Source organism: Acinetobacter sp. CY73, from assembly GCF_059515865.1.
On record NZ_JCAKMZ010000002.1, the window covers coordinates 195,598 to 213,773 of the forward strand.

The window sequence follows — 18,176 nt, forward strand, 5'->3', positions numbered from 1 at the left end:
TGAGCCTTTCGAAAATGTGACCGGTGATGCTCGGTTTTGGAGTAGGGCAATGATTCAGACCGAAAGTATGCTCGACGTAGCAGACAACAGTGGTGCTCGCCGCGTACAATGTATCAAAGTACTAGGTGGTTCACATCGTCGTTATGCTTCTGTTGGCGACATTATTAAAGTTACTGTAAAAGAAGCAATTCCACGTGGCCGTGTTAAAAAAGGTGACGTGATGAATGCAGTTGTTGTACGTACAAAATTCGGCATTCGTCGTCCAGACGGTTCTGTGATCCGTTTTGATGACAACGCTGCTGTTATTTTAAACAACAACAAAGCTCCGATTGCTACTCGTATTTTCGGACCAGTGACTCGTGAACTTCGTACTGAACAGTTCATGAAAATCATTTCATTGGCTCCTGAAGTTCTATAATAGAGGCAATCATGGCTAAGATTAAAAAAGGCGATCAAGTAATTGTGATCGCAGGTAAAGAAAAAGGCAAACAGGGTTCTGTTTTGTCTGTTTCGAATGACCGTGTTCTTGTTGAAGGCTTGAATTTGGTTAAGAAGCATCAAAAGCCTAATCGTGCAACAGGTGCTGAAGGCGCTGTCGTTACACAAGAAGCTTCGCTTCATATCTCTAACGTGGCAATTTTTAATGCTACAACCCAAAAGGCTGACCGTGTTGGTTACCAAGTAGTAGAAGGCGTGAAAACTCGCGTATTCAAATCTAATGGTGAATCAGTGGCGGTAGCGAAGTAATAGGTTGAATTAGGCTATGGCCAGACTTAAAACACGTTATAACGACGAACTTAAAGCTCAATTGTTAGAAACTTTGGGCGTTAAGAATGTGATGGAAATTCCACGCATCACAAAAATTACCATCAACATGGGTGTTGGTGCTGCTTCTGCTGACAAGAAATTGTTAGATGGCGCTCTTTCAGATATGCAAGCAATTGCTGGTCAAAAACCAGTTCTTACATTAGCTCGCAAATCTATCGCTGGTTTCAAAATCCGTGATGGTTGGCCGATTGGTTGTAAAGTGACTTTACGCGGCGAACGTATGTACGAATTCTTAGACCGTTTGATCTCTATCGCGATCCCTCGTATTCGTGACTTCCGCGGTTTTTCTGCGAAATCATTTGATGGTCGTGGTAACTATTCAATGGGTTTAAAGGAACAAATCATGTTCCCTGAAATCGACTTTGATAAGATTGATCGTATTCGTGGTATGGATATTACTATTACTACGACTGCTCGCACCGATGACGAAGGCCGTGCGCTTATGCGTGCATTCGGCTTCCCGTTCAAATAAGAGGTCGATATGGCTAAGAAAGGTATGATTAATCGCGAATTGAAACGCGAAGCTACTGTTGCTAAATACGCTGCAAAACGCGCTGAATTAAAGGCGATTATTGCAAACGTAAATGCGAGCGACGAAGAGCGTTTCGAAGCGATGATGAAATTTCAAGCATTACCACGTAATGCGTCTCCAGTACGTCTTCGTAACCGTTGTGGTTTAACTGGTCGTCCTCATGGTTACTTCCGTAAGTTCGGTCTAAGCCGTAACAAATTACGTGAAACAGTAATGCAAGGTGATGTACCGGGCGTTGTTAAGGCAAGCTGGTAAGGAGCGACTATAAATGAGTATGCAAGATACCGTTGCCGACATGCTAACACGTGTTCGTAACGCACAAATGGCGAAGAAACAAACTGTTTCTATGCCTAACTCTAAGTTGAAGGTTGCTATTGCAAACGTTCTTCAACAAGAGGGTTATATCGCTGATGTAGCGGTTGCTGAAAACGAAGGCAAACCTACGTTAACGATTACTTTAAAATATTTCGAAGGCAAACCAGTTATCGAAACTGTGAAACGCGTAAGCCGTCCAGGTCTACGTCAATATCGCGGTAAAGATGCACTTCCAAGCGTTAAGCAAGGTTTAGGTATTGCAATTGTTTCTACAAGCAAAGGCATCATGACTGATCGCGCTGCACGTGCTGCAGGTATCGGTGGTGAAGTTGTTGCTTTTGTTTCTTAATAGGTGATTCCTCATGTCTCGTGTGGCTAAAGCCCCAGTAACTGTACCTAACGGTGTAACAGTTACTCAGAACGGCCGGCAGGTCGAAGTGAAAGGCAGCAAAGGTACATTGTCTTTCAACCTGCATGCGCTGGTCGAGCTTAATCAGGAAGAAGGTACACTTCAGATTGCTCCTAAAACAGAGTCGAAAGACGCTTGGATGCAAGCTGGTACTGCTCGCGCTATGCTTAACAACCTTGTGAAAGGTGTAAGCGAAGGTTTCGAACGTAAGTTACAGTTAATTGGTGTTGGTTATAAAGCTGCTGTTAAAGGTGATACTGTTCATCTTAACTTAGGTTTTTCTCACCCAGTTGATTATAAACTTCCTGAAGGTGTAACTGCTGAAACTCCAACTGCTACTGAAATCGTTTTGAAATCAGCAAGCAAACATATGTTGGGTCAAGTAGCTGCAGATATCCGTGGATACCGTCCACCAGAGCCGTATAAAGGTAAAGGTGTTCGTTATTCGGATGAAGTTGTTCTTCGTAAAGAAGCTAAGAAGAAATAAGGCGCGAGGTTCTTATGAACGAAAAGAAACAAACCCGTTTGCGTCGTGCGAAAAGCACACGCTTGCACATCCGTGCATTGGGTGCGACTCGTTTGTGTGTAAACCGCACTCCGCGTCACATCTATGCTCAAGTTATCTCAGCAGATGGTGGCAAAGTTTTAGCGCAAGCTTCAACTTTAGATGCTACTTTACGTGCTGGTTCAACTGGTAACGTTGATGCTGCAACTAAAGTAGGTGCTTTAATCGCAGAGCGTGCTAAGGCAGCTGGCGTAACTAAAGTTGCATTTGACCGTTCTGGTTTCAAATATCATGGTCGTATCAAAGCCTTGGCTGATGCTGCTCGTGAAAACGGCTTGGAGTTCTAATCATGGCTAAAGTTGAACAAAACGAAGGTCTTGTTGAAAAGCTGGTTGCCGTTGATCGTGTAGCCAAAGTTGTTAAGGGTGGTCGTATCTTCTCTTTCACAGCATTAACAGTTGTGGGCGATGGTAATGGTCGCGTAGGTTTTGGTCGTGGTAAAGCACGTGAGGTTCCAGCTGCTATTTCTAAAGCACTTGAAGCTGCTCGTCGCAACATGATCACTGTTGATCTTGCAGGTACTACTCTGCAACACCCTGTGAATGCTCGTCATGGTGCAAGCCGTGTTTACATGCAACCTGCCTCTGAAGGTACTGGCGTAATTGCTGGTGGCGCAATGCGTGCCGTTCTAGAAGCAGCTGGTGTACACAACGTACTTGCTAAATGTTATGGTTCTACTAACGCTGCTAACGTAGTAAACGCAACTTTCAAAGGTTTGCGTGATATGACTTCTCCTGAGAAGGTTGCTGCGAAACGTGGTCTTTCAGTAGAACAAATTCAAGGGTAATCAATCATGAAAACGATTAAAGTTACCCAGACTAAATCTTCATCGCATCGCTTGAAAAATCACAAGCTTAGCCTTAAAGGTTTAGGTCTGCGTCGTATTGGTCATACTGTTGAAGTGCAAGACACGCCTTCTAACCGTGGTATGATCAACCAAGTCTACTATATGGTTAGTGTAGAGGAATAAGCCATGACTCTGCGTTTAAATACAATTGCGCCTGCAGAAGGTGCTAAGCGTGATAACCTTCGTCTAGGCCGTGGTATCGGTTCTGGCGTTGGTAAGACTGGTGGCCGTGGTGTCAAAGGTCAAAACTCACGTAAGAGCGGTGGTACACGTCCTGGTTTCGAAGGCGGTCAAACTGCGTTATATCGTCGTTTGCCTAAATTCGGTTTCACTAGCCAATTGGCATTGAAAACTGCTGAAGTACGTTTGTCTGAACTTGCAAAAGTTGAAGGCGATATCGTTACTTTGGAAACTTTGAAAGCGGCAAACGTTGTACGTAAAGATATGATTCGTGCTCGTATTGTTCTTTCTGGTGAAATCACTCGTGCGTTCACTGTTCAAGGTGTTGCATTGACTAAAGGCGCTAAAGCTGCTGTTGAAGCTGCTGGCGGTAAAGTCGAGGAGTAATCGCGAGTGTCTATGTCTCCTAGTTCTACAGGTCATGTTCACATGATGAAGGGGCAACCATTTCACGTGAAGTACCGTGAAATCATTCAACGTTTGTTATTTTTGGTAGCTGCGTTGGTTGTCTTTCGACTAGGAGCGCATATTCCGCTGCCAGGTATTGATAATGTCGCTTTAGAACGTTTTTTCCAAGCCAATGAGGGTACATTCCTCGGCCTGTTTAATATGTTTTCTGGCGGGGCATTGGAACGAATGTCCATTCTTGCGTTAGGGATTATGCCGTACATTTCTGCATCTATTATTGTGCAGTTGATGTCATCGGTAGTCCCATCGCTAGAAGCATTAAAGAAAGAGGGCGAGCAGGGCAAACGTAAGATTAACCAATATACTCGCTACGGCACCTTATTTCTTGCTTTGGTGCAAGGTATTGGGATGTGTGCAGGACTCATTAGTCAAGGAATTACCTTTACTTCTGGTCTTGCTTTTTACATTCCAGCGCTAACTTCTTTAGTTGCGGGTACCATGTTCCTCATGTGGTTAGGAGAGCAAATTACCGAACGTGGTGTTGGTAATGGTATCTCGATGATCATTTTTGCAGGGATTGTTGCTGGTTTGCCAAGCATGGTCGTACAGTCATTTACCCTTGTGGAAAATGGTCAGTCCAGCCTAATTGGTATAGCAGTTTTTGGTTTATTATCTTTGGCTGTTTTGGCAGCTATTGTGTTTATTGAAAAGGCACAACGTCGTATACCTGTTAACTATGCTCAAAAGCAGCAAGGTCGTCGAGTATTTACTGCACAACAGACGCATTTGCCATTGAAAATTAACATGGCAGGGGTGATTCCAGCAATTTTCGCTAGTTCGTTATTGTTGTTCCCTGCGAGTTTAGGTCAATGGTTAGGTAGTTCTGATCCTAGTGCAGGAATTGTAAAGCGTACACTACAAGATTTGGCATTAGTTTTGTCGCCTGGACAACCGTTGTATTTGGTGCTTTTCGGTGCGCTCATTATATTCTTCTGTTACTTCTATACGGCATTAGTATTCAGTCCTAAAGAAGTTTCTGAAAATTTAAAGCGTAGTGGAGCTTATGTACCTGGTATTCGCCCAGGTGAGCAAACTGCTCGTTATTTAGATCATATTCTTAGTCGTTTGACTTTTATTGGCGCAATCTATATTACAGTTGTGTGTTTAATGCCGATGGTACTGCAAAGTTCATTTGGTATTCCTTTCCACCTTGGTGGTACATCATTGTTAATCGTGGTTGTTGTTGTGATGGACTTTATGGCTCAGCTACAAGCTCATCTCACATCACGTCAGTATGATAATCAGACGCTAATGAGTAAAACGACTGCTCATCCTAAGGGATAAGCGCACTTAGAAGGTTTCGTTATGAAAGTTCAAGCTTCTGTAAAGAAAATTTGTGGTAGCTGTAAAGTTATCCGTCGTAATGGGGTTATTCGCGTAATTTGCAGCGCAGAACCTCGTCATAAGCAGCGTCAAGGTTAATCTGATCAAGACCTGTTGATTTCAGTAGGCTAATTAGGTTATTATCCGCCCCTCAAGATTTTGTCGGGCGGTTGATTATCTTTGCTGCCTTTTTGGAGAAAATGAATGGCTCGTATTGCCGGTGTAAACATTCCGGATAACAAGCATGCTGTTATCTCTCTTACGTATATCTTTGGTATTGGCCGTCACACTGCTAAGAACATCTTAGCTGCTGTTGGTATCGCTACTACTACTAAGATTCGTGAATTAGATGATGCTCAGCTTGATGCGATTCGTGCAGAAGTTACTAAGGTTCCTACCGAAGGTGATTTACGTCGCGAAATTTCCATGAACATCAAACGTTTAATGGATTTAGGCTGCTACCGCGGTCTTCGTCATCGTCGCAGCTTGCCTGTCCGCGGACAACGCACCAAAACTAACGCACGTACCCGTAAAGGTCCGCGCAAACCGATTAAGAAATAAGATTTCTGGAAGCTAAAAGATGGCTAAAGATACACGCGCACGCAAGAAGGTCACTCGTACCGTCTCTGAAGGTGTTGCACACATTCACGCTTCTTTTAATAACACCATTGTGACTATTACCGATCGTCAAGGTAATGCACTGGCTTGGGCCACTTCAGGTGGACAAGGCTTCCGTGGATCACGTAAATCAACTCCGTTCGCTGCTCAGGTAGCTGCTGAAGTTGCTGGTAAAGCAGCTTTGGACTACGGTTTGAAAAACTTGGATGTCCTTGTTAAAGGTCCTGGTCCAGGTCGTGAATCTGCGGTTCGTGCTTTAGGTGCAGTGGGTTATAAAATTAATAGCATTACCGATGTGACTCCAATCCCGCACAACGGTTGCCGTCCACCTAAAAAACGTCGCGTCTAAGGAGAATCATTCATGGCTCGTTATATTGGTCCAAAATGCAAACTCTCTCGCCGCGAAGGGACAGACCTGCAACTTAAATCAGGCGTTAAACCGTTTGATGTTAAAACTAAAAAACATGCTAAAGCTCCTGGCCAACATGGCGGGGCTCGTGGCAGCAAACAATCTGAGTATTCACTACAATTACGTGAAAAACAAAAAGTACGTCGTATGTACGGTGTTTTAGAGCGTCAATTTAGTAACTACTATAAAGAAGCTGCTCGTGTTAAAGGCGCAACAGGTGAAAACTTGTTGAAATTGCTTGAAAGCCGTCTTGATAACGTCGTTTATCGTATGGGCTTTGGTTCTACACGTGCAGAAGCTCGTCAGCTTGTATCTCACCGTTCAATCACTTTAAATGGTCGTCGCGTTAACATCGCTTCAATCCAAGTTAAAGCTGGTGACGTGATTGCAGTACACGAGAGCTCTAAACAACAATTACGTATTAAAAACGCAATTGAATTAGCTGCTCAACGTGGTACTCCTTCTTGGATGGAAATTGATTCATCTAAGTTAGAAGGTACATTCAAATCTGCACCTGATCGTTCTGATTTACCTGCTGAAATCAACGAAAGCTTGATTGTTGAATTGTATTCTAAATAATCCTTGAGGTAGCAATAATGACGCGTACTGCAAACGAGTTTCTCACTCCGCAAGCGATCAAGGTCGAAGCGGCAAGCGGGACCTCGGCAAAAGTGATTCTAGAACCATTAGAGCGTGGCTTTGGCCATACTCTAGGTAATGCTTTACGTCGCATTCTTTTATCTTCTTTACCTGGCGCTGCTGTGGTAGAAGTTGAAATCGAAGGCGTCGAGCACGAGTACAGTACTTTAGAAGGCTTGCAGCAGGACATCGTCGAGCTCTTGCTGAACCTTAAAGGATTGTCTATTAAGCTGTTCGATCAAAATGAAGCATATTTAACATTAGAGAAACAAGGGGCAGGTGACGTAACTGCAGCTGACCTTCGTTTACCTCATAATGTTGAAGTGATCAACCCAGAACACTTGATCGGCACATTAAGTGCTTCAGGCTCATTAAAAATGCGCTTGAAAGTTGTTCAAGGTCGTGGTTATGAAACTTCTGATTCACGCTTCCCTGAAGGCGAAACTCGCCCAGTGGGTCGTTTACAATTAGATGCTTCTTATAGCCCAATCAAACGTGTTTCTTACACAGTGGAAAACGCTCGTGTTGAACAACGTACAGATCTTGACAAGTTGGTCATTGATCTTGAAACAAATGGTACTGTAGATCCAGAAGAAGCAATCCGTAAAGCGGCAACAATCTTGCAACAACAAATTGCAATTTTTGTTGATCTTCAGAAAGATCAAGCTCCAGTTGCTCAAGAACCTCGTGAAGAAGTTGATCCAATCTTGCTTCGTCCAGTAGATGATCTAGAGCTTACTGTTCGTTCTGCTAACTGTTTGAAAGCAGAAAATATTTACTACATCGGTGATCTTGTTCAACGTACTGAAGTTGAGTTGCTTAAAACTCCTAACTTAGGTAAAAAATCGTTGACTGAGATTAAAGATGTTCTGGCATCGAAAGCTTTGCAATTGGGCATGCGTTTAGAGAACTGGCCACCGGCTAGCCTCCGTATGGACGATCGCTTTGCTTATCGTAGCCGTTAATTAAGTAGGACTATCACCATGCGTCATCGTAATAGTGGTGTGAAATTAGGCCGTACAAGCAGTCATCGTAAAGCGATGTTCCAAAACATGGCTAATTCTTTGTTCGAACATGAGTTAATTAAAACTACTGTTCCTAAAGCGAAAGAATTACGTCGTGTTGCTGAGCCTTTAATCACTTTAGCTAAAGTCGATTCTGTAGCAAACCGTCGTTTAGCGTTTGCTCGTACTCGTTCAGCTGCAACTGTAGGTAAATTATTTACAGTTCTTGGCCCTCGTTACAAAGAACGTAACGGCGGCTATCTACGTGTTCTTAAAGCGGGCTTCCGTGCAGGTGATGCTGCACCGATGGCTTACGTTGAGCTAGTAGATCGCGAAGTTAAATAATTTCGCAAGAACGACAGTTGTTGTTCAAAAAAAGACCAGCTTTTAGCTGGTCTTTTTTTATGGGTATTGTTAGACAATATATTTTATTGACCCAAATTGACATGAAAAAAACAATAAATATTTAAAACTGACATTGTGTATTGTCAGAATTGTGTTTTAATAAAATTGTTCATATAAGAGGTTATAAAAAGAAATGGAAAAGCAAGTTGATATTCTCATTGTTGGCGCTGGTATCTCTGGAATAGGTATTGCAGCTCATTTATCAAAAAATAATCCAAATCGTCAATTTGATATTATTGAACGACGTGCGAGTTTTGGCGGTACTTGGGACCTATTTAAATACCCTGGAATTCGTTCTGATTCAGATATGTCGACCTTTGGTTTTAATTTTAAACCATGGCGTAATTCTAATGTACTTGCCGATGGCGAATCGATTAAAGGTTATATTGGTGAAGTTGTAGATGAATACAAATTAAAAGAAAAAATTCACTTTAATCATCGTGTAGTCGCTGCAAATTATGATTCTGCAACCAAAAAATGGCATGTTAAAATTGAAGATGCAAATCAAAAAACTCAAACTTGGATTGCTAATTTTGTTCTAGGTTGTACGGGTTATTATAATTATGATCAAGGCTTCCAGCCTGATTTTCCAAATCAGGAAGCATTCAAAGGACAACTGATTCACCCACAATTTTGGCCTGAAAACTTAGATTACACAGGTAAAAAAGTCGTGATTATTGGCAGTGGTGCGACAGCAATTACTTTAGTTCCTGCAATGGCAAAAGGTGGAGCTGGTCATGTGACCATGTTACAACGCTCGCCTACTTATATTGCTTCGATTCCTTCTATCGATTTTGTATATGATAAAACCCGTAAATTTATGTCAGAAGATATGGCGTATAAATTTACTCGTGCGCGTAATATCGGGATGCAACGTGGCATTTTTGCATTATCGAAAAAACAGCCACAGCTTGTTCGTAAATTACTTTTGAAATCGATTGAAATGCAATTAAAAGGCAAAGTGGATATGAAACACTTTACACCTAGCTATAATCCATGGGATCAACGTTTATGTGTTGTTCCTGATGGTGATCTTTTCAAAATTTTACGTACAGGTAAAGCCAGTGTTGAGACGGATGAAATTGATAAATTTACAGAATCGGGTATTCAATTAAAATCTGGTCAGCATTTGGATGCAGATATTATTGTTTCTGCAACCGGTTTGGAAATCCAAATTATGGGTGGTATTAAGGCGACTGTGGATCATAAACCTCTAAATACCAGCGAACATATGTTGTACAACGGTGTGATGGTAAGTGATGTACCAAACATGGCGATGGTGATCGGCTATGTGAATGCATCATGGACATTGAAGGTCGATGTGGTTGCGGATTATATATGCCGTTTATTCAAATATATGGACCAAAAGGGCTATGATGAAGTGATCGCGCCGACGGATCATTCAGCGATGTTAGAAGAAACAGTGATGGGTGAGATGAGTTCGGGCTATATTGCACGTGCAGCAGATCAACTACCAAAACAAGGTACCAAAGCACCTTGGATGGCGACCCATAACTATTTAGCAGATCGGAAAGAATTGAAAAATGCACGTTTTGATGATGGTATTTTAAAATTCCATAAGCGCACCGCAGAAGATAATCGTAAGCCTAAACTTGTATCTTAAGTAGCTATTCAATTAGTCCACGATAAAAAGGAGCCATAAGGTTCCTTCTTTATTTTGCAGAATTTATAGCGTACGTGAAATCAATTCTTTCATGATTTCATTGGTTCCTGCATAAATACGGTTTGCACGGTTATCGATATAAGCACGTGCAATTGGATATTCAAGCATAAACCCGTATCCACCATGAAGTTGTAAACATTCATCGACGACTTTTGAGAACATATCTGAAATTTTATATTTTGCAGCAGCGGCAGCATCAACCCCTAAATCACCATCAATTTGTAGCTCCATACAGCGATCCAAATAAGCACGACAGAAATCGATTTCCGTACGTAATTCAGCAAGCTTAAAACGAGTATTTTGGAAACTATTAATGGTCTTACCGAATGCTTTACGATCTTTCGTATATTGTACGGTATGAGCGAATGCCGCTTCAGCACCCGCTTGGCAAATAATCGCCACCAGCATACGTTCCCATGCCAGTTCTTTCATAAGCATAATGAAGCCCATGCCTTCCATACCAATGAGGTTTTCTTTTGGAACACGGACATTGTCAAAGAAGAGTTCACAAGTATCTTGCCCCTTCATACCAATCTTATTCAGCGGTTTACCTTTGGTAAATCCAGGACGGTTTGCCTCAACAATAAATAAGGAAAGATTCGCCGAACCTTTTTCATTATTGCCTGTTTTGCATACCACAATCGACATATCGCAAAGATAACCATTGGTGATAAAGATTTTGGAACCATTGATCACGTATTCATCGCCATCAAGCACAGCAGAAGTACGCACCGCTTGTAAATCCGATCCTGTACCGGGTTCGGTCATTGCAATTGACGTGACCACCTCGCCTGAAGCCATTTTAGGTAACCAATATTTTTTTTGCTCTTCATTGGCAAAGTTATTGAGGTAATTGGCAACGATATCTGAATGCAGAGAAAAACCTGTTGATGAGTCCATCGCATAAGCTTGTTCTTCAATCAAAATCATACTGTAAAGACGGTCTACACCGTAACCACCGTATTCTTCAGGCATCGTAGTACAAAGCAGCCCCATTTCACCTGCTTTATTCCAAAGGTCACGATCAACGTGTTGTTGCTCTTCGTATTTTGCAATATTTGGAACCACTTCTTTTTCATAGAATTTTCTAACAGTATCTCGGAATGCTTCATGTTCGGCATTAAAAAGTTTACGCGGTAACATATTATTAATTGGACGGATTGCACCTGATTGCATTGTTGTCATTTCCATGGCTGTTATTTGATTTCATTGAAGTTAAGCTATGGGCTAAATTCGATCAATGAGTTGAATGCTCAATTCATGGTTATCGATGATGTGTTTGGTCAATTCAGCTGAATCATAAACAAATGTATGTTGAATCCGTTAAAATGTTAATCTATCCAGTAGAATCAATTATCAACTAGGGGAATAAAATGTCAGATGAAATGACACTCGAAGAACGTAAAGTCATTTATCGTGCACGTCGTGGTTTAAAGGAAATTGATGTTTATTTTGATCCCTATGTCAAACAACACTATCTACAAGCAGATGCCAATGAGAAAGCCATGTTTGCAGAGTTAGTCGAACAAGAAGATCCAGATTTATTAGACTGGTTTATGGAAGTGTCAGCTCCACCACGTCCTGAGCTATTAGAATTTATTCATAAATTAAAAAAATATGTGCATGGTGAATGAACACTATGAATTGAAACACAGTCGTTTATCGATTGTGTTTAAACTTATTTTTTTGATGACTATCAGCGTAATACTTTATTTTGTGATCAACCTCGGTATTTGGTTAATCAGTATTGCTGTAATGTTGGTTGTTCTTCTTGGGTTTAATCAAAAGCCAAAACTCGTCAGATTAGAGCAACTTGATCGGGCAGAATGGTCATTAAAATTTGAAGGCCAAAGTAATATTACTCAGGTTAATCTTAGCCATTGTATCGACCATCATTTCTATATCGTGGTGTATTTTTCAAATCAAAAAATAAAAAATAGTGTGATTTGGCGCGATCAGTTAAATTTAATAGATTGGAAAAAATTAAAAACTCGAGCAAATTTGAATTAATTGTCTAACAATTTAGATTATTTAGAAATACTCAATAACCTTAAGATTCAATTTTTTAGCATATTTAATATTTAATCTTAATTCTCTTGTTTGACCAAATATCAATAAAATTTAATTGTTAGACAATATTTAGCCTGAAAGTTAAATAGTCTTGTACATTAAATACACCAACAGCTAAGTAAGGAATTTCAAATGTACGAAATTCAAATGTGGTTGTTTCTAGTGGTTGCTGCTGTTATGGCAATTATAATTGGAAGACTAGGAACTGTGCTGAAGGATCGGATTCATCAAACGCAAAAGCGTCGTCATCACACAAATAAACTCAGTTGAGTTTACCGTTTAATAAGTAGCAAGTGCCGAACCGTCGCTATGCTACTTTTTTTTGTCTTATTTTTCCCTTAATTTTGCCATAAAGCCAAATAAAATGAGAATCGGGTCAATTTTTTTAAAGCCGATCAATGACAAACTCTAAATATTAAGATTAGAGTAGTGTCTCTTTAATTCAGAATTTGCATCTGATATTTTAATGACCAAGGATGACATAAAATTATTATTAGAGGACAGGTAAATGTCTAAAGTCGATAAATTCAACAAAATAATACTTACAACTGCTTTAGCTGCTTCAGTACTTTCAGGTTGCTCATACGTTGTTAAATCAGGTGCTAATGTTGCCATTGGCTTTAGTGAAAAACATATTGTTCCTCCAATTCTTGCCATGAGTGATGCCGATATGGCATGTAATCAGGGCACAGCTTTGACACCTGCAATCATGGCAACAAAAGATATGGGGGCAGATCCAACACGGATGGCAGTTTTGCTTTATACCGCATCTGGCATGTGTGCTGAAAATAATGCTCTCAAAGCTGAATTACGCTACTTACGTGCTTCAAAAGCGGGACAAGTCTCTGAAGCACAAGATGCGCGTGTTGAACAAAAGCGTTGGGCTGCGATTGCATCAGAAAGACAATATGCAGGTTATCAGCTTTTTGCAGAGCGCTGGCAAGCAAAGTATAAATACACGTTAGGTGATTCATGCCCGACGATGAAAAAAGATTTAGATCAAACGGTTTACTTATTGGGAATGCTAAGTGGTTTACAGGCCATGACCAATGACATTAACTCGGGTGGTCAGGTCAATGTACCTAAAGATATCGCAGCCATTGTTGAACGAGGTATGACTTGCTTAGATAACACTAAATTTTGGGGCGCACCGAATGCGACTCGGGCTGTTATTTGGACTTTATTACCAGGAGCTGATGAAGGTAAACCTGATCCTTATGTCACTTTGAAACAATCGATGCAAATCGGCGAGCAAAAAGGGGTTCGTTTAGCACATGCTCTCTATGCTGTTGCTGCACAAGCCAGCGGTGATGATGCAAAAATTCGTGATGCATTCCGTTCTTATGCTGCTTCACGTGCGGAAGATAAACCTGTAAATCCTGAATTTAGACTGATTGATAGTATGGCAGGTCAAATGATTCAAGGGATTGCAGATCGTTACTGGACTGAAAATACGGGTGTACGTGCGGCAGATGATGGGATGACTCATTTTTGGGATGATCAAGGGTCATCTTCAAATGATGATCTATTTGATGGTACAGGTTTGGAAGTACCCGTGGAAGATTCAGGTAATTCAGAAGCACCTATAGAGGATGCTACTCAGGAGCAGGTTCCTGCGAAAGAGTAATGTTTAAGATGAAGATTTAGATAAGTTTAGCCTTCACAATAAAGATTTAGTGAGCTTTTCAGTTCATTGAGTTTAGGTAAAAACATTTCAATAGTAAAAGTATTGTTGACAATTTTTATACTGCAATAGAAAGATAGAAGAGCAATATATGCTCTTTTTTCTTTATGGAGTAGCATGATATGAAAGACCAAGCACTGGTCAAAAAGATTCTCTTCATTGCGATTTGTATGAGTTTTTCTGCATGTCTACAAGTGTTTCAAACGTATTTTATTTATTGGCGTCCTATTTTTTTTGAAGATATTTGGCGTTGGTGGACAGCACATTGGGTACATGTAGGGTGGATTCACTATGCCTTAAATATGTTGGCTTTCGCCTGCTTGCCTTTTATATTTCCACATTTTAAAAATCGATATGCAATCTCGCTTTTAATTTTATTGCCTCCACTGATCAGTCTAAGTTTTTACTTTTCTATTCCTCAAGTTGAGGCTTATGCAGGATTGTCTGGCGTTCTTCATGGATTGTATGGGGCTGCTGCCATTTATTTTTTACAGTTTAATTCAGAACGTAAATTTGCTTTATTGGTGATCTCTTTAGCCCTAGCAAAAATACTTTGGGAAAATTTTATGGGTTCCCTACAAACCAGTCAGTTAATAGGAAGTCCCGTACTGATTGAAGCACATTGGATTGGATTGGTTTGGGGCATCATTTTAGCGTTGTGCTATATGTTGTATGAAAAGCTGGTTATACATAAGAATCAGGCTAATCATTAAGCTAAGGAGTTTGTATTGATTGAGTTTTATTGTTATTACAAAACGAGTTTTATGATTTTAGATCAATTGTATTCATTTGATAAATTCAATGCCTCTCAGTCATAATGAAAACACTTTAAACAAATAATACTTAAAGATATTTAAGTGCTTAAATTGACATTAATTCTTGAAAATTGTGAAATCCAGTCATTTATTAAATATTCAAATTAGTTCAAATTCTAAAATAGGAATAAAGCGTGGCGATTAGGTAATGGATTTTACCTGACCCAAATTATAAAAGATGAGCTGTACAGGTGATGTATGGCAGACAATAAAAATGGAAGAACAATGCAACAGCCTACAAATAAGAGATCAGGTCTAGGTCTGCTTAGTTATATATGGACTGAGTGGATTTCAGCATTCACAATTTTACTTCTATTACTGCTCACACTCATTATTGGGACAGGTGAGATGATCCACGGGCAAATGTTGCGCTTGGGTGAGAATCTTTATGGTGACCCTAAAACAGGGATGCAATATTCTTTCTTACGTGCTGAGCCTGAAAAGCCGACTTGTGATCGTAATCCGAATATTGATCAACTCGTGCAAACGCAAATGCAGAGTAATGCCAATGATGAATTTGCCGATATTTTTGGTACAACATCTGAAGCAGATGTGCGTGCATCGGTATTGGCAGGTCAACAACTGTGTGAAGAAAAATATACGTTTTATGACAAGTCGATAAAGCATTTAGAACAGCATCCATCTATTCGTCCTTATCGAACGATGGAAACCACTTTCTTTGGTATTTTCCAGTTTGGTACAGACAATAAAGCATTGTTGCTGATTATCATGGTGGTTTTAGCCGCAATCACTGCGACTTTAAAAATTCATCACATTGGTCTGCGTGGTCCAAGTACCCGGATTGATTATCGTATCTATGCGATTGCAATGGTTCTAGGGAATGGTTTTTTAACCAGTTCTTCGATCAGTCAGTATTTATCGGTTATGAATTCAGGTGTGCCGCCCACTACAGAGATGTTTATCATTTACTGGTTGTGGATGATTCTCTTTAGCATTCTGACCTTAATTAGTCTTTATCAGCTGTTCCGTATTCCTGACACAGCCAAGTCTGGCGGTTCGATTGGTTTGGCATTTTTGGCTGTGCCTTTATATGCTTATATGGCAATTATTACGGGAATTAACTTTACCTTCCTTATGGATTATCCAATGGGGCAAGGGATCTATTTAGGTCAATTGGTTGAGTTCTCATCAATCTTCTTGAATCTTGCCTTATTCATTTGGGCAGGGATGTTGTTGAAGCAGACCCTGATTGTCGATAAATTCCTGAATATTCTGCGTCCATGGAATTTGGCACCAGAAACCTTAACATGGCTGATTCTATTGGCGGCAGCACTTCCAACAGCGTATACAGGTGCTTCGGGTATCTTCGTTATTGCTGCAGGTGCGATTATTTATAAAGAAGTTTGGAATGCAGGTGGACGCCGTCAGTTTGCATTAGCAACAGCTGCGATGTCGGGTTCCTTGGGTGTGGTATTACGTCCTTGTTTGTTGATTGTTGTGGTTGCCTCTTTAAATAAAGAAGTCACAACAGATTTACTTTATCAATATGGGATGTATGTTTTCTTACTCACGTCTACATTGTTCCTCGTAGTTTCGTTATTCTTTGCTGAGCAGAAATTCCGTATCGCATCGCCAAGTGAGGCATTGCCTCGTTCTGCGAAGGGATTGCTCGCAGTTGTTCCTTATGTGATCGTATTCTTGATTGTTTGGTTGTTCTACAAATACGCGCTGAATACAAACTTAAATGAATTTACTGCACCTGTCATGATGCCAATCATTCTATTGATTATGGTGCTATACGAAAAACTACGTCATGAACCAGCCCCATTGGCTGCTGTAGGGCATTGGGATACCCATCTTAGCCATAATTCAGTTGAGCAGGAAGCATCCAAAGCGCATGTTTCACCTTCAACCATTGCGGAGCAAGACAGCCCTAAAAACCCACAGCGTAAAGTGGGGTTCTGGAAGTCGATCCATATCTCTTCAAGTGAAACTGTCGGGCATATTGGAGCGTTAGTGATCCTGATGGCATTGTCTGTGAGTGTAGGTGGATACCTTGAGCGTATTGAGATCATGGAAATGTTCCCCACCAATATTGAGAATATTTACATCGTAATCACGTTAATTGTATTGGTGATGATCTTTGTGGGTATGATCATGGATCCGTTTGGTGCTGTAATTTTAATTTCAGCCACAGTAGCGCCTGTCGCCTATAAATACGGTATTGATCCGGTTCACTTCTGGATGATTGCATTGATTGGCTTTGAGCTTGGTTATGTTTCACCACCTGTAGCCCTGAATCATCTCCTTGCGAGGCAGTCAATCGGTGATGAAGAGGTTGCAGCTGCAGATGCTGAGGTACGTCATAAGTCGTTTTACTATAGATATGAACGTTGGATTTTACCGCTGATTGTTATGGCACCAGCGATGCTGATCATTGCCTACTTTCCTTATGTATTTAAATTATTTGGTTGGTATCACTAAAATTGATTGAAATGAACATATAACTAAAAAGCACCTTCGGGTGCTTTTTTCTGATGTGATTATTCTAGATCACAGACCAGAGCTTCATTGAATTTTAGCTCTTGGTTTTAGAAGGATTCAAGAGAATGCAAATAATGCAGATGCATTTTAAGTGTGATCTCAAATTAAATTATCCAGACTAAAGAATGAACGTTTCTCGATACCGATGTGAATTGAGTCTTTATGGGTTCTCAATCAGAACCCATACTACTTACAGTGAATTGAATAACAATAGGTTTTAGTTGCTTGCAATGAGCTGTTGTTCAAGAATTTGAATTTGCTCTTCTTTGAGTTTAATCAGTTCTTCAGCATTTTTTTCTTGTTCTGCTAATATCGTTTGCTGAGTTAAAAGCTGATCTTGAATATCTTCAAGCTTTGAAATTTCTTCTTTTGCTAAAGAAGGATTAGTAGGCACTTCATTTTTTAAAATAGATTCGTTGACTAAGGCTTTGGTATCTTCAACGATAGGTTGGGAAGCTGATGGTTTGACTTGTACAGGCGCCATTGCTTGCTCATCAGGTGTTTTTTGCATAACTTGTGGTGCGTGTTGAACTGCAACAGACTTGTTTCTGCTCTCTAAATACATAAAAGCCGCTGAAACAATGATCATTGCTGACAAGGCACCTGATATTTTCCAAATTAAATTGGATTGATTCGCTTGATCTTTAGACATTCAGATTCCCCAATCTATTTTGTCTGACGTGGCTTAAATTGAATGACCCCGATTTCATCCGCGACTTCTGGTTCTAAAGGTTCTTCTACGTGTGTCGGACGGTTTTCGGAATAAGTGCATTCTACACATTCAATCCACTCTGCATCATCAGAGGTGAGCATCACGATACGATCCATTGCTTCACATTTAGGACATTTTGCACCTGCAATGAAACGACGTTTGAT

At 40.5% G+C, this 18,176-nt stretch carries 25 protein-coding genes; 22 read left to right on the forward strand and 3 right to left on the reverse strand.

All coding sequences use genetic code 11. The features are described from left to right. The first annotated feature begins 49 nt into the window (after nucleotides 1-49). The 18 genes from rplN to AC5YD2_RS02380 all read left to right on the forward strand — a co-directional run bounded on the left by rplN (nucleotide 50) and on the right by AC5YD2_RS02380 (nucleotide 10,166). Nucleotides 50-418 (forward strand): 50S ribosomal protein L14, encoded by a 369-nt coding sequence (rplN, locus tag AC5YD2_RS02295; RefSeq protein ID WP_004725701.1) that lies wholly within the window; start codon nucleotides 50-52, stop codon nucleotides 416-418. An 11-nt stretch (nucleotides 419-429) separates the two neighbouring features. Then, nucleotides 430-747: a 50S ribosomal protein L24 gene (rplX, locus tag AC5YD2_RS02300; RefSeq protein ID WP_496124762.1), complete on the forward strand. Its 318-nt coding sequence runs from the start codon at nucleotides 430-432 to the stop codon at nucleotides 745-747. A gap of 16 nt (nucleotides 748-763) precedes the next feature. Next, complete coding sequence (rplE, locus tag AC5YD2_RS02305) at nucleotides 764-1,300, forward strand: 50S ribosomal protein L5 (protein WP_496124763.1); 537 nt, start codon at nucleotides 764-766, stop codon at nucleotides 1,298-1,300. Between the two features lie 9 nt (nucleotides 1,301-1,309). Continuing rightward, nucleotides 1,310-1,615, forward strand: coding sequence for a 30S ribosomal protein S14 (gene rpsN / locus AC5YD2_RS02310; protein WP_067762906.1), 306 nt, complete (start codon nucleotides 1,310-1,312; stop codon nucleotides 1,613-1,615). A 13-nt stretch (nucleotides 1,616-1,628) separates the two neighbouring features. Beyond that, on the forward strand, nucleotides 1,629-2,024 hold the full coding sequence (gene rpsH, locus AC5YD2_RS02315; RefSeq protein WP_496124764.1) for a 30S ribosomal protein S8: 396 nt from the start codon (nucleotides 1,629-1,631) through the stop codon (nucleotides 2,022-2,024). A 13-nt stretch (nucleotides 2,025-2,037) separates the two neighbouring features. Further along, nucleotides 2,038-2,571, forward strand: coding sequence for a 50S ribosomal protein L6 (gene rplF / locus AC5YD2_RS02320; protein ID WP_496124765.1), 534 nt, complete (start codon nucleotides 2,038-2,040; stop codon nucleotides 2,569-2,571). A gap of 14 nt (nucleotides 2,572-2,585) precedes the next feature. After that, complete coding sequence (gene rplR / locus AC5YD2_RS02325; protein ID WP_496124766.1) at nucleotides 2,586-2,936, forward strand: 50S ribosomal protein L18; 351 nt, start codon at nucleotides 2,586-2,588, stop codon at nucleotides 2,934-2,936. 2 nt (nucleotides 2,937-2,938) lie between these two features. Beyond that, entirely contained in the window at nucleotides 2,939-3,436 is a 498-nt protein-coding gene (gene rpsE / locus AC5YD2_RS02330) for a 30S ribosomal protein S5 (RefSeq protein ID WP_004657688.1), read from the forward strand. 6 nt (nucleotides 3,437-3,442) lie between these two features. Beyond that, nucleotides 3,443-3,619: a 50S ribosomal protein L30 gene (rpmD, locus tag AC5YD2_RS02335; RefSeq protein ID WP_005012961.1), complete on the forward strand. Its 177-nt coding sequence runs from the start codon at nucleotides 3,443-3,445 to the stop codon at nucleotides 3,617-3,619. Between the two features lie 3 nt (nucleotides 3,620-3,622). Beyond that, nucleotides 3,623-4,063 carry a 50S ribosomal protein L15 gene (gene rplO / locus AC5YD2_RS02340; protein ID WP_496124767.1) on the forward strand — a complete coding sequence of 147 codons (441 nt, stop codon included), beginning with the start codon at nucleotides 3,623-3,625 and terminating at the stop codon, nucleotides 4,061-4,063. Nucleotides 4,064-4,108: 45 nt separating this feature from the next. After that, nucleotides 4,109-5,428 (forward strand): preprotein translocase subunit SecY, encoded by a 1,320-nt coding sequence (gene secY / locus AC5YD2_RS02345; protein WP_496124809.1) that lies wholly within the window; start codon nucleotides 4,109-4,111, stop codon nucleotides 5,426-5,428. Nucleotides 5,429-5,449: 21 nt separating this feature from the next. After that, nucleotides 5,450-5,566 carry a 50S ribosomal protein L36 gene (rpmJ, locus tag AC5YD2_RS02350; protein WP_000867907.1) on the forward strand — a complete coding sequence of 39 codons (117 nt, stop codon included), beginning with the start codon at nucleotides 5,450-5,452 and terminating at the stop codon, nucleotides 5,564-5,566. 105 nt (nucleotides 5,567-5,671) lie between these two features. Further along, entirely contained in the window at nucleotides 5,672-6,028 is a 357-nt protein-coding gene (gene rpsM / locus AC5YD2_RS02355) for a 30S ribosomal protein S13 (RefSeq protein WP_496124768.1), read from the forward strand. A 19-nt stretch (nucleotides 6,029-6,047) separates the two neighbouring features. Then, entirely contained in the window at nucleotides 6,048-6,434 is a 387-nt protein-coding gene (gene rpsK, locus AC5YD2_RS02360; protein WP_004281491.1) for a 30S ribosomal protein S11, read from the forward strand. A gap of 12 nt (nucleotides 6,435-6,446) precedes the next feature. Continuing rightward, nucleotides 6,447-7,073, forward strand: coding sequence for a 30S ribosomal protein S4 (gene rpsD / locus AC5YD2_RS02365; RefSeq protein WP_496124769.1), 627 nt, complete (start codon nucleotides 6,447-6,449; stop codon nucleotides 7,071-7,073). Between the two features lie 17 nt (nucleotides 7,074-7,090). Continuing rightward, a complete protein-coding gene (locus AC5YD2_RS02370; protein ID WP_496124770.1) occupies nucleotides 7,091-8,098 on the forward strand; it encodes a DNA-directed RNA polymerase subunit alpha in 1,008 nt (335 codons plus the stop codon). Between the two features lie 18 nt (nucleotides 8,099-8,116). After that, on the forward strand, nucleotides 8,117-8,482 hold the full coding sequence (rplQ, locus tag AC5YD2_RS02375; protein WP_067726622.1) for a 50S ribosomal protein L17: 366 nt from the start codon (nucleotides 8,117-8,119) through the stop codon (nucleotides 8,480-8,482). Between the two features lie 193 nt (nucleotides 8,483-8,675). After that, nucleotides 8,676-10,166 (forward strand): flavin-containing monooxygenase, encoded by a 1,491-nt coding sequence (locus tag AC5YD2_RS02380; RefSeq protein ID WP_496124771.1) that lies wholly within the window; start codon nucleotides 8,676-8,678, stop codon nucleotides 10,164-10,166. Nucleotides 10,167-10,229: 63 nt separating this feature from the next. Here the strand turns inward: AC5YD2_RS02380 and AC5YD2_RS02385 are convergent, their stop codons facing one another. After that, the gene (locus tag AC5YD2_RS02385) at nucleotides 10,230-11,402 is read right to left on the reverse strand and encodes an acyl-CoA dehydrogenase family protein (RefSeq protein WP_496124810.1); all 1,173 of its coding nucleotides are present in this window, start codon (nucleotides 11,400-11,402) and stop codon (nucleotides 10,230-10,232) included. A gap of 197 nt (nucleotides 11,403-11,599) precedes the next feature. Between AC5YD2_RS02385 and AC5YD2_RS02390 the strand changes: the two genes are divergently transcribed. From AC5YD2_RS02390 to AC5YD2_RS02405, 4 genes are all read left to right on the forward strand, one after another. Beyond that, nucleotides 11,600-11,860 carry an FAD assembly factor SdhE gene (locus AC5YD2_RS02390; protein ID WP_496124772.1) on the forward strand — a complete coding sequence of 87 codons (261 nt, stop codon included), beginning with the start codon at nucleotides 11,600-11,602 and terminating at the stop codon, nucleotides 11,858-11,860. A gap of 944 nt (nucleotides 11,861-12,804) precedes the next feature. Next, a complete protein-coding gene (locus tag AC5YD2_RS02395; protein ID WP_496124773.1) occupies nucleotides 12,805-13,923 on the forward strand; it encodes a hypothetical protein in 1,119 nt (372 codons plus the stop codon). A 179-nt stretch (nucleotides 13,924-14,102) separates the two neighbouring features. Continuing rightward, the gene (gene rrtA, locus AC5YD2_RS02400; RefSeq protein ID WP_496124774.1) at nucleotides 14,103-14,693 is read left to right on the forward strand and encodes a rhombosortase; all 591 of its coding nucleotides are present in this window, start codon (nucleotides 14,103-14,105) and stop codon (nucleotides 14,691-14,693) included. Between the two features lie 1,161 nt (nucleotides 14,694-15,854). After that, a complete protein-coding gene (locus AC5YD2_RS02405) occupies nucleotides 15,855-17,240 on the forward strand; it encodes a TRAP transporter large permease subunit (protein WP_496124811.1) in 1,386 nt (461 codons plus the stop codon). Between the two features lie 277 nt (nucleotides 17,241-17,517). On the opposite strand, the gene AC5YD2_RS02410 is transcribed toward AC5YD2_RS02405, so the two are convergent. Together AC5YD2_RS02410 and AC5YD2_RS02415 are read right to left on the reverse strand one after the other, a co-directional pair. Next, complete coding sequence (locus tag AC5YD2_RS02410) at nucleotides 17,518-17,952, reverse strand: hypothetical protein (protein ID WP_496124775.1); 435 nt, start codon at nucleotides 17,950-17,952, stop codon at nucleotides 17,518-17,520. Between the two features lie 14 nt (nucleotides 17,953-17,966). After that, nucleotides 17,967-18,176: a YheV family putative zinc ribbon protein gene (locus AC5YD2_RS02415; protein WP_496124812.1), complete on the reverse strand. Its 210-nt coding sequence runs from the start codon at nucleotides 18,174-18,176 to the stop codon at nucleotides 17,967-17,969.

Coding starts and splice junctions, on each gene's coding strand:
- rplO (WP_496124767.1), top strand. CDS start 3,623: ATGACTCTGCGTTTAAATACAATTGCGCCTGCAGAAGGTGCTAAGCGT.
- rpmJ (WP_000867907.1), top strand. CDS start 5,450: ATGAAAGTTCAAGCTTCTGTAAAGAAAATTTGTGGTAGCTGTAAAGTT.
- rpsH (WP_496124764.1), top strand. CDS start 1,629: ATGAGTATGCAAGATACCGTTGCCGACATGCTAACACGTGTTCGTAAC.
- AC5YD2_RS02395 (WP_496124773.1), top strand. CDS start 12,805: ATGTCTAAAGTCGATAAATTCAACAAAATAATACTTACAACTGCTTTA.
- AC5YD2_RS02390 (WP_496124772.1), top strand. CDS start 11,600: ATGTCAGATGAAATGACACTCGAAGAACGTAAAGTCATTTATCGTGCA.
- AC5YD2_RS02385 (WP_496124810.1), bottom strand. CDS start 11,402: ATGCAATCAGGTGCAATCCGTCCAATTAATAATATGTTACCGCGTAAA.
- secY (WP_496124809.1), top strand. CDS start 4,109: ATGAAGGGGCAACCATTTCACGTGAAGTACCGTGAAATCATTCAACGT.
- AC5YD2_RS02405 (WP_496124811.1), top strand. CDS start 15,855: ATGGCAATTATTACGGGAATTAACTTTACCTTCCTTATGGATTATCCA.
- rplE (WP_496124763.1), top strand. CDS start 764: ATGGCCAGACTTAAAACACGTTATAACGACGAACTTAAAGCTCAATTG.
- rplF (WP_496124765.1), top strand. CDS start 2,038: ATGTCTCGTGTGGCTAAAGCCCCAGTAACTGTACCTAACGGTGTAACA.
- rpsE (WP_004657688.1), top strand. CDS start 2,939: ATGGCTAAAGTTGAACAAAACGAAGGTCTTGTTGAAAAGCTGGTTGCC.
- rpsN (WP_067762906.1), top strand. CDS start 1,310: ATGGCTAAGAAAGGTATGATTAATCGCGAATTGAAACGCGAAGCTACT.
- rplX (WP_496124762.1), top strand. CDS start 430: ATGGCTAAGATTAAAAAAGGCGATCAAGTAATTGTGATCGCAGGTAAA.
- AC5YD2_RS02410 (WP_496124775.1), bottom strand. CDS start 17,952: ATGTCTAAAGATCAAGCGAATCAATCCAATTTAATTTGGAAAATATCA.
- rrtA (WP_496124774.1), top strand. CDS start 14,103: ATGAAAGACCAAGCACTGGTCAAAAAGATTCTCTTCATTGCGATTTGT.
- rpsD (WP_496124769.1), top strand. CDS start 6,447: ATGGCTCGTTATATTGGTCCAAAATGCAAACTCTCTCGCCGCGAAGGG.
- rpsM (WP_496124768.1), top strand. CDS start 5,672: ATGGCTCGTATTGCCGGTGTAAACATTCCGGATAACAAGCATGCTGTT.
- AC5YD2_RS02380 (WP_496124771.1), top strand. CDS start 8,676: ATGGAAAAGCAAGTTGATATTCTCATTGTTGGCGCTGGTATCTCTGGA.
- rpsK (WP_004281491.1), top strand. CDS start 6,048: ATGGCTAAAGATACACGCGCACGCAAGAAGGTCACTCGTACCGTCTCT.
- AC5YD2_RS02370 (WP_496124770.1), top strand. CDS start 7,091: ATGACGCGTACTGCAAACGAGTTTCTCACTCCGCAAGCGATCAAGGTC.
- rpmD (WP_005012961.1), top strand. CDS start 3,443: ATGAAAACGATTAAAGTTACCCAGACTAAATCTTCATCGCATCGCTTG.
- rplN (WP_004725701.1), top strand. CDS start 50: ATGATTCAGACCGAAAGTATGCTCGACGTAGCAGACAACAGTGGTGCT.
- rplQ (WP_067726622.1), top strand. CDS start 8,117: ATGCGTCATCGTAATAGTGGTGTGAAATTAGGCCGTACAAGCAGTCAT.
- rplR (WP_496124766.1), top strand. CDS start 2,586: ATGAACGAAAAGAAACAAACCCGTTTGCGTCGTGCGAAAAGCACACGC.